Source organism: Pantoea hericii (genome assembly GCF_014155795.1).
GTDB lineage: Bacteria > Pseudomonadota > Gammaproteobacteria > Enterobacterales > Enterobacteriaceae > Pantoea > Pantoea eucalypti.
The window spans coordinates 174,219-187,577 of record NZ_SCKV01000003.1; the positions used below are offsets into that span (position 1 = coordinate 174,219).

16 protein-coding genes are annotated in these 13,359 nt (G+C 52.9%); 12 read left to right on the plus strand and 4 right to left on the minus strand.

What is annotated here, in order from left to right; genetic code table 11:
- Nucleotides 1-2: 2 nt before the first annotated feature.
- The 6 genes from mlaE (at nucleotide 3) to murA (ending at nucleotide 3,989) form a co-directional block, all read left to right on the plus strand.
- Nucleotides 3-785: a lipid asymmetry maintenance ABC transporter permease subunit MlaE gene (gene mlaE, locus H7K52_RS07885; protein ID WP_078804847.1), complete on the plus strand. Its 783-nt coding sequence runs from the start codon at nucleotides 3-5 to the stop codon at nucleotides 783-785.
- Between the two features lie 4 nt (nucleotides 786-789).
- Nucleotides 790-1,335, plus strand: a complete 546-nt coding sequence (mlaD, locus tag H7K52_RS07890; protein WP_008925411.1) for an outer membrane lipid asymmetry maintenance protein MlaD — start codon at nucleotides 790-792, stop codon at nucleotides 1,333-1,335.
- Nucleotides 1,336-1,350: 15 nt separating this feature from the next.
- Entirely contained in the window at nucleotides 1,351-1,986 is a 636-nt protein-coding gene (gene mlaC, locus H7K52_RS07895; RefSeq protein WP_008925412.1) for a phospholipid-binding protein MlaC, read from the plus strand.
- Nucleotides 1,986-2,291 carry a lipid asymmetry maintenance protein MlaB gene (mlaB, locus tag H7K52_RS07900; protein ID WP_008925413.1) on the plus strand — a complete coding sequence of 102 codons (306 nt, stop codon included), beginning with the start codon at nucleotides 1,986-1,988 and terminating at the stop codon, nucleotides 2,289-2,291. The genes mlaC and mlaB overlap by 1 nt, the downstream gene beginning before the upstream one ends.
- Nucleotides 2,292-2,404: 113 nt before the next feature.
- Nucleotides 2,405-2,662, plus strand: a complete 258-nt coding sequence (ibaG, locus tag H7K52_RS07905) for a BolA family iron metabolism protein IbaG (RefSeq protein WP_003851098.1) — start codon at nucleotides 2,405-2,407, stop codon at nucleotides 2,660-2,662.
- 67 nt (nucleotides 2,663-2,729) lie between these two features.
- Nucleotides 2,730-3,989: a UDP-N-acetylglucosamine 1-carboxyvinyltransferase gene (murA, locus tag H7K52_RS07910; protein ID WP_008925414.1), complete on the plus strand. Its 1,260-nt coding sequence runs from the start codon at nucleotides 2,730-2,732 to the stop codon at nucleotides 3,987-3,989.
- 72 nt (nucleotides 3,990-4,061) lie between these two features.
- On the opposite strand, the gene H7K52_RS07915 is transcribed toward murA, so the two are convergent.
- Nucleotides 4,062-4,346, minus strand: coding sequence for a helix-turn-helix domain-containing protein (locus H7K52_RS07915; protein WP_003851095.1), 285 nt, complete (start codon nucleotides 4,344-4,346; stop codon nucleotides 4,062-4,064).
- Between the two features lie 238 nt (nucleotides 4,347-4,584).
- Nucleotides 4,585-5,556: an octaprenyl diphosphate synthase gene (ispB, locus tag H7K52_RS07920; protein WP_008925415.1), complete on the minus strand. Its 972-nt coding sequence runs from the start codon at nucleotides 5,554-5,556 to the stop codon at nucleotides 4,585-4,587.
- 256 nt (nucleotides 5,557-5,812) lie between these two features.
- Between ispB and rplU the strand changes: the two genes are divergently transcribed.
- The 3 genes from rplU (at nucleotide 5,813) to cgtA (ending at nucleotide 7,812) form a co-directional block, all read left to right on the plus strand.
- Nucleotides 5,813-6,124: a 50S ribosomal protein L21 gene (gene rplU, locus H7K52_RS07925; RefSeq protein ID WP_008925416.1), complete on the plus strand. Its 312-nt coding sequence runs from the start codon at nucleotides 5,813-5,815 to the stop codon at nucleotides 6,122-6,124.
- A gap of 15 nt (nucleotides 6,125-6,139) precedes the next feature.
- A complete protein-coding gene (rpmA, locus tag H7K52_RS07930) occupies nucleotides 6,140-6,397 on the plus strand; it encodes a 50S ribosomal protein L27 (RefSeq protein WP_003851093.1) in 258 nt (85 codons plus the stop codon).
- Nucleotides 6,398-6,639: 242 nt separating this feature from the next.
- On the plus strand, nucleotides 6,640-7,812 hold the full coding sequence (gene cgtA, locus H7K52_RS07935) for an Obg family GTPase CgtA (RefSeq protein ID WP_003851092.1): 1,173 nt from the start codon (nucleotides 6,640-6,642) through the stop codon (nucleotides 7,810-7,812).
- 170 nt (nucleotides 7,813-7,982) lie between these two features.
- On the opposite strand, the gene dacB is transcribed toward cgtA, so the two are convergent.
- A complete protein-coding gene (gene dacB / locus H7K52_RS07940) occupies nucleotides 7,983-9,416 on the minus strand; it encodes a serine-type D-Ala-D-Ala carboxypeptidase (protein WP_033743117.1) in 1,434 nt (477 codons plus the stop codon).
- 248 nt (nucleotides 9,417-9,664) lie between these two features.
- Here dacB and greA point away from each other — a divergent pair, with 248 nt between their 5' ends.
- On the plus strand, nucleotides 9,665-10,141 hold the full coding sequence (greA, locus tag H7K52_RS07945; protein WP_003851087.1) for a transcription elongation factor GreA: 477 nt from the start codon (nucleotides 9,665-9,667) through the stop codon (nucleotides 10,139-10,141).
- Between the two features lie 106 nt (nucleotides 10,142-10,247).
- On the opposite strand, the gene yhbY is transcribed toward greA, so the two are convergent.
- Nucleotides 10,248-10,541, minus strand: a complete 294-nt coding sequence (gene yhbY, locus H7K52_RS07950) for a ribosome assembly RNA-binding protein YhbY (protein WP_008925418.1) — start codon at nucleotides 10,539-10,541, stop codon at nucleotides 10,248-10,250.
- Nucleotides 10,542-10,668: 127 nt separating this feature from the next.
- Here yhbY and rlmE point away from each other — a divergent pair, with 127 nt between their 5' ends.
- Both rlmE and ftsH read left to right on the plus strand, forming a co-directional pair.
- On the plus strand, nucleotides 10,669-11,298 hold the full coding sequence (rlmE, locus tag H7K52_RS07955) for a 23S rRNA (uridine(2552)-2'-O)-methyltransferase RlmE (RefSeq protein WP_008925419.1): 630 nt from the start codon (nucleotides 10,669-10,671) through the stop codon (nucleotides 11,296-11,298).
- 113 nt (nucleotides 11,299-11,411) lie between these two features.
- Complete coding sequence (gene ftsH, locus H7K52_RS07960) at nucleotides 11,412-13,337, plus strand: ATP-dependent zinc metalloprotease FtsH (RefSeq protein ID WP_033743100.1); 1,926 nt, start codon at nucleotides 11,412-11,414, stop codon at nucleotides 13,335-13,337.
- Nucleotides 13,338-13,359 lie beyond the last annotated feature (22 nt).

Sequence of the window (13,359 nt, forward strand, 5' to 3'; positions counted from 1 at the left end):
AGATGGTCTTGAAGGCGCTGGCGTCATTCGGTCGTCAGGGAATTGAAACGTGCGCCAGTTTTGGACGCGCAGGATTAATGCTGTTTCACGCGCTGGTGGGAAAACCCGCGTTCCGCAGACATACGCCGCTACTGATCAAACAACTCTATAGTGTTGGCGTACTGTCGTTACTGATTATTGTGGTTTCAGGTCTGTTTATCGGCATGGTGCTCGGACTGCAGGGCTATCTGGTGCTGAACACCTATGGTGCAGAAACCAGTCTGGGTATGCTGGTGGCGCTCTCCTTGCTGCGTGAACTGGGGCCGGTTGTTACCGCGCTGCTGTTTGCCGGACGGGCAGGATCGGCACTGACGGCTGAAATCGGCCTGATGAAAGCCACTGAACAGCTCTCCAGTATGGAGATGATGGCGGTGGATCCGTTGCGCCGGGTAGTCTCGCCGCGCTTCTGGGCCGGTTTTATCAGCATGCCGCTACTGACCATGATCTTCACTGCGGTCGGTATTGCAGGCGGTGCACTGGTTGGCGTGAGCTGGAAGGGGATCGATCCCGGTTTCTTCTGGTCAGCTATGCAGAACGCGGTCGATTTCCGAACCGATATCGTTAACTGCATCATCAAAAGCGCCGTCTTTGCCGTAACGGTCACCTGGATTGCTCTTTTTAATGGCTATGACGCGATTCCCACTTCTGAAGGGATCAGTCGCGCGACAACGCGTACCGTAGTACATGCTTCACTGGCGGTGCTCGGGTTGGATTTTGTGCTGACAGCACTGATGTTTGGGAATTGATGCAATGCAAAGCAAAAAAAGCGAAATCTGGGTTGGCATTTTTATGATTATGGCGTTGATCGCCGCATTGTTTCTCTGTCTGCGCGTCGCCGATTTAAAGTCGATGGGCACAGAGCCGACGTGGAAACTCTACGCGACCTTTGACAATATCGGCGGCCTGAAAGCCAGTTCGCCGGTCAAAATTGGTGGTGTGGTCATTGGCCGGGTGACAGAAATAGCGCTTGAGCCGAAAACGCTGCTGCCGCGTGTCACCATGGAGATCAGCGATCAGTATGCGAATAAAATTTCAGATACCAGCTCGCTGGCTGTCCGTACTCAGGGCCTGCTGGGTGAGCAGTTCCTGGCGCTGAACTTAGGCTTTGACGATCCTGAGCTCGGCTCGGCGATGCTGAAAGATGGCGATACGCTGCGTGATACGAAGTCAGCCATGGTGCTCGAAGACCTGATCGGCCAGTTCCTTTATAAGAGCGGCGATAACAAACAAAAAACTGACTCCAAAGACGCGCAGGAAGGCGACAGTGCTGCGCCTGCGGCACCGGCTCAACCTTAAAGAAGAGGGTTTACCATGTTTAAACGTTTATTGATGATTGCCATGCTGGTGGTAGCGGTACCGCTGACGGCGACCGCAGCCGATCAGAGCAATCCTTACAAGCTGATGAACGAAGCGGCGCAGAAGACATTCACCCGTCTGAAAAATGAGCAGCCGAAAATCAAGCAGGATCCCAACTACCTGCGTGAGATTGTGCGTCAGGAGCTCCTGCCATATGTGCAGATTAAATATGCAGGCGCGTTAGTGCTGGGACGCTACTATCGTGACTCAACACCTGCTCAGCGTGAAGCCTATTTCAGCGCCTTTGGTGATTACCTGGCGCAGGCGTATGGTCAGGCACTGGCACTCTATAACGGCCAGAGCTACCAGATTCAGCCCGAACAGCCGTTAGGCGACGCCCAGATTGTCGCTATTCGTGTCACCATTATTGACCCAAATGGACGTCCGCCGGTACGCCTCGATTTCCAGTGGCGTAAAAATAGCCAGAGCGGGAAATGGCAGGCTTATGACATGATCGCCGAAGGCGTCAGCATGATCACCACGAAACAAAATGAGTGGAGCGATTTGTTGCGTACCAAAGGTATTGATGGTCTGACGGCACAACTGAAGTCTTCTGCGGCACAACCGATCACGCTGGATAAACAACAATAATGCACGAATCGTTACGCTGGGAGCGGGAAGCCAGCACGCTATTACTTAAAGGCGAACTGGATCGCGACACGCTGATGAGCCTGTGGCAGCAACGCGAGACGCTGATCAAAGATGTCGATACTATCGACGTCGCGGGGCTGGAGCGGGTGGACTCTTCCGGTCTCGCCCTGCTGGTGCACTTGCGGGAAATCGCGCGTGCACAGGGTATAACCCCATGCTTTACAGGCATCAGTGACAAACTGCGCTCGCTGATTACCCTTTACAATCTGCAACAGATTATTGTTTCTGCGGATAAAAGCGCCTGATTTCCGGTTGTTATGCTAAGCCCCTGTTTCCAGCAGGGGCTTTTGCGTATTTAAGAGTCAGCCGCTTTCCTCTACTATGTCAGCCTTATTATTATTAAGTGAAGTTAAGCCCAATGGAAAACAGTGAAATTCAGGCCGTGCTGATGGCCGCATTGCCTTTAGACGAAGTTCATGTGATGAGCAACGATGGCAGCCATTTTCAGGTGATCGCCGTAGGCGAACTGTTTGGCGAACTGAGCCGCGTGAAAAAGCAGCAGGCTGTCTATGCGCCGCTGATGGAATTCATCGCGGATAACCGCATGCATGCTGTCTCTATCAAAACTTATACTCCCGCTGAATGGGCACGTGACCGTAAACTCAACGGTTTCTGATCCTTCTGCGTGGTGAACTCGCCGTGAGCGAGTCCAATTTTTAGCTAGTTAATCGAGAGCCGTGTTGATGGAAAAATTTCGTGTGCAAGGCCCCACCCGTTTAAGTGGTGAAGTCACCATTTCCGGGGCAAAGAACGCCGCACTTCCTATTCTGTTTGCTGCCCTGCTGGCTGAAGAGCCGGTAGAGATTAAGAACGTGCCAAAGCTGCGCGACATTGATACCACCATGAAACTGCTGAGCCAGCTGGGTGCGAAGGTCGAACGCAACGGTTCTGTGCATGTCGATGCCAGTGCGGTAGATGTGTTTTGTGCGCCTTATGACCTGGTCAAAACCATGCGTGCCTCAATCTGGGCGCTGGGTCCGCTGGTGGCGCGTTTTGGTCAGGGTCAGGTTTCTCTGCCGGGTGGCTGCGCTATCGGCGCGCGTCCGGTTGATCTGCATATCACCGGTCTGGAACAGCTGGGTGCTGAGATCAAACTGGAAGAGGGCTACGTTAAAGCCTCAGTCAATGGACGCCTGAAAGGCGCGCTGATTGTCATGGACAAAATCAGCGTTGGCGCAACGGTCACTATCATGAGTGCAGCGACGCTGGCGACAGGTACCACTGTGATCGAGAATGCGGCGCGTGAGCCGGAAATTGTCGATACCGCCAACTTCCTTAACACCCTGGGTGCCAAAATCAGTGGCGCAGGTAGCGACAAAATCACCATCGAAGGCGTTGAGCGTCTGGGTGGCGGTGTTTATCGCGTTCTGCCCGATCGTATCGAAACCGGTACCTTCCTGGTGGCTGCTGCCATTTCAGGCGGCAAAGTGATGTGCCACAAAACCCAGCCAGATACCATGGATGCTGTATTGGCTAAGCTGCGTGATGCGGGTGCCGATATTGAAACCGGTGAAGACTGGATCAGTCTGGACATGCACGGCAAGCGACCAAAAGCGGTTAACGTGCGCACCGCTCCGCATCCGGGGTTCCCGACAGATATGCAGGCACAGTTCACCCTGTTAAACATGGTTGCGGAAGGCACGGGTCTGATTACCGAAACCATTTTCGAAAACCGTTTTATGCATATCCCTGAACTGATTCGCATGGGCGGACATGCTGAGATTGAGAGCAACACGGCAATCTGTCATGGGGTTGAAACCCTGTCAGGTGCGCAGGTGATGGCGACCGATCTGCGTGCTTCTGCCAGCCTGGTTCTGGCGGGTTGTATTGCGGAAGGCACGACGTTCGTTGATCGCATTTATCACATCGATCGTGGCTATGAGCACATCGAAGATAAACTGAAAGCAATGGGCGCGAACATCGAGCGTGTCAGCGAAGAGTAAGTCTGCTGAGGCACTCAAAAAGCCAGCCCCCTTCAGGGCTGGTTTTTTTTCGCCTGAAAATAGCCTGCGGTCTCAGTTGCTGTCGGAATGCGCTGCAGGCGTCCGGATACGTTTTCTGCGATCCAGCAGGCGGTGGGTGTGGGGATCATAATATCGACTGGGCCAGATCTCACTCGGGTGAATCGTTAGCGCGTCGGCGATCAGCCATTCTCCTTTGGGCCACGGGCGCGTCAGCGCATTAGCCAGTGTTGACGAACTCAGACCCGATGCGCGTGATAGTGCTGCCAGCGTCATACCGCGTTTGTGCAGCGCCGCGATAATGTCAGCCGGATGCCAGTCTTCCTTTATTTTTTCCATAACCTGTTCTCCTTTTCCTTGTCATTGCGTCGTCCAGCAGGACGTTGGCTTTCCTTTTTAGTGCCATCTGGAAAGAACAGGGGTTTTATAGCAAAAAGTTTCCATTAATTTCCAGTTATTTTTAGATCCAGCGCCGGGTCTGTGGGATGACTCGCAAAAGGTGTGCAAATGCTTGCAGGAAATAAGAATAATGGGGACGGATGAGATGAAAACGGAGCCCGGAAGGCTCCGTGAGGGATCAAAAATCGCGCTGAACTGACATGTGCGCCAGCGACTCCAGGGCACTGCGCCATGGTGATTCCGGCAGAATTCTCAGGGCCTCAATGGCTTTATCCGCTTCCTGTTCGGCACGACTGCGCGTCCACTCCAGAGAACCACACTGATTCATCGCTTCCAGTACGGGTTCCAGCAGATGGCGGCCATTTCCCTGTTCAATGGCTTCACGGATCATCTTCGCCTGTTCAGGCGAGCCGTGCTGCATCGCATGCAGCAGTGGCAGGGTGGGTTTGCCTTCACTCAGGTCATCGCCAGTATTTTTACCCAGCGTTTCACCATCAGCACTGTAATCCAGTAAGTCGTCAATTAACTGGAAAGCCGTACCCAGATAGCGCCCATAATCCTGCAGGGCTTTTTCCTCTTCAGGTGTGGCTTCAGCCAGAATTGCAGAAGCCTGCGAGGCGGCTTCAAACAGACGCGCTGTCTTGCTGTAAATGACGCGCATGTAGCTTTCTTCAGTGATGTCGGGATCATTGACGTTCATCAGCTGCAGGACTTCACCTTCAGCAATGACGTTTACTGCCTCTGACATCAGCGCCAGGATACGCAGCGAACCCATGCTGGTCATCATCTGGAAGGCGCGGGTATAAATAAAGTCACCGACCAGCACGCTTGCCGCATTGCCAAACGCCGCGTTCGCGGTCGCTTTGCCACGACGCATATCGGATTCATCCACGACATCGTCATGCAGCAGCGTGGCGGTGTGGATAAATTCGATCAGCGCCGCATTGGTCACGTGCAGGTCGCCCTTGTAGCCCATGGCACGTGCGGAGAGCACGGCAATCATGGGACGGATACGCTTGCCCCCACCACTGATGATGTAATAGCCCAACTGGTTGATGAGCGAGACATCTGAATTCAGCTGGTCGAGGATGGTCTGGTTAACGGCAGCCATATCCTGTGCGGTTAATTCATTAATCTGTTCTAAGTTCATTCGTCTTTTCAGCTATGACTCGTTATCTCTGCCATGGTAAGTGGTTTACTCAGCCAGCGTTCAGGTAATCTGTTACTGATTGTACTTGAATTTTGTGCCTGAGAAACGGTTGCATTCAGCCTGTGTTTTTTTTCTGCAAGAGTGTGCAAAGTGCTCTTGTCTTCTTCTGGAGTTTTGCGTAGAATTCGCGCCCTATTGTGAATATTTAGCGCGCCGCCTGATGAACTAAAAGGCAAGCGCAGAAGCGGAGTTTTATATGTACGCGGTTTTCCAAAGTGGTGGTAAACAACACCGAGTTAGCGAAGGTCAGACCGTTCGCCTGGAAAAGCTGGACATCGCAACCGGTGAAACGATTGAGTTTGACCAGGTTCTGATGATTGCTAATGGCGAAGACGTGAAAATCGGCGCGCCACTGGTTTCAGGCGGAATGATCAAGGCAGAAGTTGTTGCTCACGGTCGTGGCGAGAAAATTAAGATTGTTAAGTTTCGTCGTCGTAAGCACTACCGTAAGCAAGCAGGCCATCGTCAGTGGTTCACTGATGTGAAAATCACTGGTATCACGGCGTAAGAGGAGATCTGACAAATGGCACATAAAAAGGCTGGTGGTTCGACTCGAAATGGTCGTGACTCCAATGCAAAACGTCTGGGTGTAAAGCGTTTCGGTGGCGAATCTGTTCTGGCAGGTAGCATCATCGTTCGTCAGCGTGGCACCAAATTCCACGCCGGTACCAATGTAGGTTGTGGTCGTGACCACACCCTGTTTGCTACCGCAGACGGTAAAGTACAGTTCGAAGTTAAAGGTCCGAACAACCGTAAATACATCAGCATCGTTGCTGAGTAAGGTTGTCGTGACGCAGACGTTTAACGTCTGAACGCACGAATTGAAGGCCCCGCAGCTCCTGCGGGGCTTTTTACATTCTGCGGTCTGTTGCGGTAAAAGCGACGCATCACAAAAGTTTGCTGTACACTTTGTGTACGCACTGGCGAAAGCCAATCCTGATTTATCCGCCGCTGGTCAGCGCAGAAGACCCTGGCGGACCCGTCTGCAGAGTGCTGCAGACGATTGTGTGACGGAGATAGAAAATGAAGTTTGTAGATGAAGCGACAATTTTGGTCGTCGCCGGTGATGGCGGTAATGGTTGCGTGAGCTTCCGCCGCGAAAAATATATCCCGAGAGGCGGCCCTGATGGCGGTGATGGCGGTGACGGCGGTGATGTTTATCTGATCGCTGATGAAAACCTCAATACCCTTATCGATTATCGTTTCGAAAAATCTTTCCGGGCAGAGCGCGGACAGAACGGCCAGAGCCGCGACTGTACAGGCAAACGCGGTAAAGATATCGAAGTTAAAGTGCCAGTCGGCACCCGGGTTATCGATCAGGGTACCGGTGAGACACTCGGTGACATGACGCGTCACGGCCAGAAACTGATGGTCGGCAAGGGCGGCTGGCATGGTCTGGGCAACACGCGCTTCAAATCCTCAGTGAACCGCAGTCCTCGTCAGAAAACGATGGGTACTCCAGGTGAAAAACGTGACCTGCAGCTGGAGCTGATGCTGCTGGCAGACGTTGGGATGCTGGGCTTACCGAACGCCGGTAAATCAACCTTTATCCGTGCTGTTTCAGCTGCCAAACCAAAAGTGGCGGACTATCCATTTACCACGCTTGTGCCGAGCCTGGGCGTAGTCCGTATGGACAGCGAGCAGAGCTTCGTCGTGGCTGATATTCCTGGCCTGATTGAAGGCGCAGCAGACGGTGCTGGCCTCGGTATCCGCTTCCTGAAACACCTTGAGCGTTGCCGCGTATTGCTGCACCTGATCGACATCGATCCGATCGATGAAAGCGATCCGGTTGAAAATGCCCGCATTATTCTCGGCGAGCTCGAAAAGTACAGCGAGAAGCTGTTCAACAAGCCACGCTGGCTGGTCTTCAACAAGATTGATCTGATTAGCGAAGAAGAAGCGCAGTCACGGGCAAAAGCCGTTGCTGAAGCGCTGGGCTGGGAAGATAAGTATTACCTGATCTCTGCCGCAAGCCGTACTGGTGTCAACGAACTCTGCTGGGACGTGATGAGCTTCATCAATGCCAACCCGAAAGAAGCCGAGCTTGAAGAGAAACAGCCGGAAAAAGTGGAGTTTATGTGGGACGATTACCACAAAGAAACCATTGAAAACACGGTCGAAGTGGAAGATGAAGAGTGGGATGACGACTGGGATGATGAAGACGACGAAGGTGTTGAAATCATCTATCAGCGTTAACCGCGCGTCTGCTACAGCGTGATATAGGATGCCCCCTTTCAGGAATGAAAGGGGGCATTGTTCTTTCTGGAGCCAGCACTTCAGGGCGACGCTGGTATCCGCTTCTGAAGCGTTCAGCCATAAAAAAACGCAGCAGGTTGATCACCTGCTGCGTTTTTATTACGGCGTCATCAGTTGTTCTGATTGATATCGCGGTAGAGTCGGCTCTCGAAACGCACCAGGGGAATACGACGGGTACGTTGATCTTCCGGCGGTACCGCATACCCGGAAAGGAACTGAACGAACGCCACCCGCGCGCCACTTGAGGTGGTGATAAAGCCCGCCAGGTTATAGACGCCCTGCAGTGAACCGGTTTTCGCCGAGACTTTGCCATCCAGCCCTGCTTCATGCAGGCCGCCCCGATATTGCAGCGTGCCATCATAGCCAGCCAGCGGCAGCATCGAAATATAATCCAGCGTGTTGTCATTCTTCGCAATGAACTGCAACACCTGCATCATGGTTTGCGGTGAAATCAGGTCGTGGCGCGACAGGCCGGAACCATCGACCTGGATGCTGTTGCCCATATCGACGTTGGCTTTCGCTTTCAGGATACGACGAACCGCATCCTGCCCGGCACGGAACGTTCCTGGTACGTTGAAGTAGTGATGACCAATAGTGCGGAACACCGTGTCGGCAATCATGTTGTCTGACTTCTTCAGCATGGTGTGCAGCAGCGTATGCAGCGGCGCGGACTGGGTCGATGCCAGTACGGTGCCAGGCTCCGTGACCTGCGTCTGACGCACCAGATGCCCGCTGTAATCAATCTCTGACGACCGCAGTTCCGCCTTGAGAATCTCGCCAGCCCAGGCCGCACCATCCTGCACGGCAAAGGCCAGCGGCAGCGGTTCGGCACGCTGACGCATACAGCCAGTCAGCGTGTAGCGGTTCAGCTCGCCCGGCACCACATCCAGTTCACAATATTGCCCTTCGCCGCTGTTGCGGCCGATGGTGCGGACCTGGCTGTACATATGCGCCGGATAATAGGAGGCGATGCGAACAAAGGCATTTTCACCCGGCGTATTCGCGCTGTAGAGCGATACCGAGAAACAGTTCTTATCAACAATCGCTGCACCCGGCGGGGCGCTGAAGCACTGAGTCATATCGTTCCACGGCCAGCCCGGCGCCATGTCGTGACTGGCAAACACGGACGTGTCGATAACCAGATTGCCTTTGATATGGTTAATACCCTGCTTCTTAATCGCCGCGACCATGTTGCGCAGATCCTGACGGGTTAAAGTAGGATCACCGCCGAAACGTGCGACTAAATCGCCGTTCAGGGTGCCATCTATAATGGCGCCGCGAGTCTCAAAAGTGGTCTGAAAACGGAAATCGCCCCCCAGTTCCAGTAATGCCGCCAGCGCCGTCACCACTTTCATGGTACTGGCGGGCAGGGCCATCTGTTTTCCGTGATAATCAATGATCGGTGTTGAAGCACCCACTTTCTGGACCATCAGCGCCAGATTGGCACCGTCTGGCAGGTACTGCATGTATTCATCAACTGGCGCTGCGTGTGCCTGCAGCATAAATGCACAGCTTAATCCGGTAACAAGTCGTGAAAATCGCATAATCTCGCGGTAACTGGCAGGTGAGGGCGTCAATACTACGTTGCCGGACGGTGCAAAGTAAACGATGACCCGCAGTGAACTCTGGGGTAAAATACGTATCAAATTGCAAAACTCTTTTCTGGCCTGGAAGCATCTCCGGGTCAGGATTCTTTTATTTGCAAAAACGGGCTAATGTGCCGCAGAACGCTTTTTTCTGCAGTCACCGGTCAGGATGACATCGTTAACAGGAAAGAGGGCGAGGAGCTTAAATGAATCAGATTCCGATGACGTTAAGAGGCGCTGAAAGATTGCGCGAAGAGCTGAACGAGCTGAAAACCGTGAAGCGCCCGCGCATTATCGCCTCTATCGCTGACGCACGCGAACACGGCGATTTAAAAGAGAACGCGGAATACCATGCTGCGCGTGAAGAGCAGGGTTTTTGTGAAGGGCGTATTCAGGAGATTGAAGCCAAACTCTCCAATGCGCAGGTGATCGACGTCACCCAGATGCCTAAAACTGGCCGCGTAATTTTCGGCGCAACGGTAACCGTACTGAATGTCGAGACCGACGAAGAGTCGACTTATCGTATCGTGGGCGATGACGAAGCGGACTTTAAGCAAAATCTGATTTCGGTCAATTCGCCAATGGCGCGTGGCCTGGTGGGAAAAGAGGCCGATGATGTGGCTATTGTTAAAACCCCAGGCGGCGACGTTGAGTACGAAATCCTGAAGGTGGAATACCTTTAAGATGTTGCTACGCTTTGAAAAGCGTTAAAGCACAATGTAAAGAAAAGAAAAAGGCCGCATCGCGGCCTTTTATCTGAGGTAAGAGCATGTCACTTTCTTTGCCCACTTAACGTGGCAGAGAAATTTTGCTCTCTTTAGAGGGGCGATACAGCACCAGCGTTTTGCCGATCACCTGTACGTTGCTGGCACCGGTCTCACGCACGATAGCTTCAACGATCAGCTGTTTCGTTTCACGATCTTCCGAGGCGATTTTTACCTTGATCAGTTCGTGATGCGCCAGAGCCTGCTCGATTTCGGCCAGCACGCCTTCAGTCAGGCCGTTGCCACCCAGCATAACCACGGGCTTGAGTGGATGGGCGAGGCCCTTGAGGTGCTGTTTTTGTTTGGTACTTAGATTCATCGTAGTTTTTTACTTACTCAGGGATTGAAAACGGTTCATTCTACCGCCATCTCGGGTATATCACCAAATCGACGCAACCCATTGCGTGCAGGTTTATCGCTACGATGACGATTTAGTTGGAAATAATATGACGGGTAAAAAGCGTTCAGCCAGCTCCGGCCGCTGGCTTCAGGAACACTTTAGCGATAAATATGTGCTCCAGGCGCATAAAAAAGGGTTGCGCTCGCGCGCCTGGTTTAAACTTGATGAAATACAACAGGGTGACAAGCTGTTCAAACCCGGTATGACCGTGGTAGATCTGGGTGCCGCACCCGGTGGCTGGTCGCAATATGTGGTACAGCAAATCGGGAACAAAGGGCGCGTCATTGCCTGTGATATCCTGCCAATGGATCCAATAGTCGGTGTCGATTTCCTTCAGGGCGATTTTCGTGAAGAATCGGTGATCAATGCGCTGCTTGAGCGCGTTGGCGATCAGAAAGTTCAGGTTGTCATGTCCGACATGGCGCCGAATATGAGTGGTACACCTGCCGTAGATATTCCCCGGTCGATGTATTTAGTGGAGCTGGCGCTGGAGATGTGTCGGGATATCCTGGCACCTGGCGGCAGTTTTGTAGTGAAAGTGTTTCAGGGAGATGGCTTCGATGAATACCTGCGGGAAATTCGCTCCCTGTTTACGAAAGTAAAAATTCGTAAGCCGGACGCTTCACGTTCTCGTTCACGTGAAGTGTACATTGTGGCGACTGGGCGCAAACTATAACCAAATTGCTGGAGAAGTCCGCAGCGTTGCTGCGATTCCATGTATGCAGGAACTATAGTACCCTACGCTATCTGTTAACACCGATGTAATATGAGGTTAATCCCTTGAGTGACATGGCGAAAAACCTGATTCTCTGGTTAGTCATCGCGGTCGTGCTGATGTCAGTATTCCAGAGCTTTGGGCCCAGCGAGTCGAATGGCCGTCGGGTTGATTATTCAACCTTCCTGTCGGAAGTGAACCAGGATCAGGTCCGCGAGGCACGCATTAACGGGCGTGAAATTAACGTTGTCAAAAAAGACAGCAATAAATATACCACCTACATTCCTGTCAATGATCCTAAGTTGCTCGATAACCTCTTGACCAAAAACGTCAAAGTGGTTGGCGAACCGCCGGAAGAACCAAGCCTGCTGGCTTCAATCTTCATTTCGTGGTTCCCGATGCTGCTGCTGATCGGTGTGTGGATCTTCTTTATGCGTCAGATGCAGGGCGGTGGCGGAAAGGGCGCGATGTCCTTCGGCAAAAGCAAAGCCCGCATGTTGACGGAAGACCAGATTAAAACCACTTTCGCTGACGTCGCAGGTTGTGACGAAGCGAAAGATGAAGTGGCTGAGCTGGTGGAATATCTGCGTGAGCCGAGCCGTTTCCAGAAGCTGGGCGGTAAAATTCCAAAAGGCGTTCTGATGGTGGGGCCACCGGGTACCGGTAAAACCTTGCTCGCAAAAGCGATTGCTGGCGAAGCGAAGGTGCCTTTCTTCACTATCTCCGGTTCTGACTTTGTGGAAATGTTTGTCGGTGTCGGTGCATCCCGTGTGCGCGACATGTTCGAACAGGCTAAGAAAGCGGCACCGTGCATCATCTTCATCGATGAAATCGATGCCGTTGGCCGTCAGCGTGGCGCCGGTTTAGGCGGTGGTCATGATGAACGTGAGCAGACGCTGAACCAGATGCTGGTTGAGATGGATGGTTTTGAAGGTAACGAAGGTATTATCGTTATCGCCGCGACTAACCGTCCTGACGTACTGGACCCTGCGCTGCTGCGTCCGGGCCGCTTTGACCGTCAGGTTGTTGTAGGCCTGCCCGATGTACGCGGTCGTGAGCAGATCCTGAAAGTGCATATGCGTCGTGTGCCACTGGCTACCGATATTGATGCAGCGATCATTGCACGTGGTACCCCAGGCTTCTCCGGTGCCGATCTGGCCAACCTTGTCAACGAAGCAGCGCTGTTCGCCGCCCGTTCAAACAAGCGTGTGGTGTCGATGGTTGAGTTCGAGAAAGCGAAAGATAAAATCATGATGGGTGCGGAACGTCGCTCCATGGTGATGACGGAATCGCAGAAAGAGTCAACGGCTTACCACGAAGCCGGCCACGCGATTATTGGTCGCCTGGTACCAGAGCATGATCCGGTCCATAAAGTTACGATTATCCCGCGCGGCCGTGCGCTGGGTGTGACCTTCTTCCTGCCTGAAGGCGACGCGATCAGCGCCAGCCGTCAGAAACTGGAAAGCCAGATTTCAACGCTTTACGGCGGTCGTCTGGCAGAAGAGATCATCTACGGTGCAGAACGTGTTTCTACCGGTGCGTCTAACGACATCAAAGTCGCGACTAACCTGGCACGTAACATGGTGACGCAGTGGGGCTTCTCTGAAAAACTGGGTCCGTTGCTGTATGCAGAAGAAGAGGGTGAAGTGTTCCTTGGACGTTCTGTCGCGAAAGCGAAACACATGTCTGATGAAACTGCCCGCATCATCGACCAGGAAGTCAAACACCTGATCGACAGCAACTACCAGCGTGCTCGCCGCATTCTGGGTGAGAACATGGACATCCTTCACGCGATGAAAGACGCGCTGATGAAGTATGAAACCATTGATGCACCGCAGATCGACGACCTGATGGCACGCCGCGAAGTGCGTCCGCCAGCAGGCTGGGAAGATCCAGGCAGCAACTCAGATAGCAACGGTACGCCAAAGGCGCCACGTCCGGTTGATGAACCGCGTACGCCAAACCCAGGCAATACCATGTCAGAGCAGTACAACAAATAAGACGCAACATCGTCAGACAAAA

Excerpts from the sequence above, each read along its gene's own strand:
- murA (WP_008925414.1), top strand. The coding sequence starts at position 2,730 with ATGGAAAAATTTCGTGTGCAAGGCCCCACCCGTTTAAGTGGTGAAGTC.
- greA (WP_003851087.1), top strand. The coding sequence starts at position 9,665 with ATGAATCAGATTCCGATGACGTTAAGAGGCGCTGAAAGATTGCGCGAA.
- rpmA (WP_003851093.1), top strand. The coding sequence starts at position 6,140 with ATGGCACATAAAAAGGCTGGTGGTTCGACTCGAAATGGTCGTGACTCC.
- mlaB (WP_008925413.1), top strand. The coding sequence starts at position 1,986 with ATGCACGAATCGTTACGCTGGGAGCGGGAAGCCAGCACGCTATTACTT.
- mlaE (WP_078804847.1), top strand. The coding sequence starts at position 3 with ATGGTCTTGAAGGCGCTGGCGTCATTCGGTCGTCAGGGAATTGAAACG.
- H7K52_RS07915 (WP_003851095.1), bottom strand. The coding sequence starts at position 4,346 with ATGGAAAAAATAAAGGAAGACTGGCATCCGGCTGACATTATCGCGGCG.
- mlaD (WP_008925411.1), top strand. The coding sequence starts at position 790 with ATGCAAAGCAAAAAAAGCGAAATCTGGGTTGGCATTTTTATGATTATG.
- rplU (WP_008925416.1), top strand. The coding sequence starts at position 5,813 with ATGTACGCGGTTTTCCAAAGTGGTGGTAAACAACACCGAGTTAGCGAA.
- dacB (WP_033743117.1), bottom strand. The coding sequence starts at position 9,416 with ATGCGATTTTCACGACTTGTTACCGGATTAAGCTGTGCATTTATGCTG.
- ispB (WP_008925415.1), bottom strand. The coding sequence starts at position 5,556 with ATGAACTTAGAACAGATTAATGAATTAACCGCACAGGATATGGCTGCC.
- ftsH (WP_033743100.1), top strand. The coding sequence starts at position 11,412 with ATGGCGAAAAACCTGATTCTCTGGTTAGTCATCGCGGTCGTGCTGATG.
- ibaG (WP_003851098.1), top strand. The coding sequence starts at position 2,405 with ATGGAAAACAGTGAAATTCAGGCCGTGCTGATGGCCGCATTGCCTTTA.
- rlmE (WP_008925419.1), top strand. The coding sequence starts at position 10,669 with ATGACGGGTAAAAAGCGTTCAGCCAGCTCCGGCCGCTGGCTTCAGGAA.
- cgtA (WP_003851092.1), top strand. The coding sequence starts at position 6,640 with ATGAAGTTTGTAGATGAAGCGACAATTTTGGTCGTCGCCGGTGATGGC.
- yhbY (WP_008925418.1), bottom strand. The coding sequence starts at position 10,541 with ATGAATCTAAGTACCAAACAAAAACAGCACCTCAAGGGCCTCGCCCAT.
- mlaC (WP_008925412.1), top strand. The coding sequence starts at position 1,351 with ATGTTTAAACGTTTATTGATGATTGCCATGCTGGTGGTAGCGGTACCG.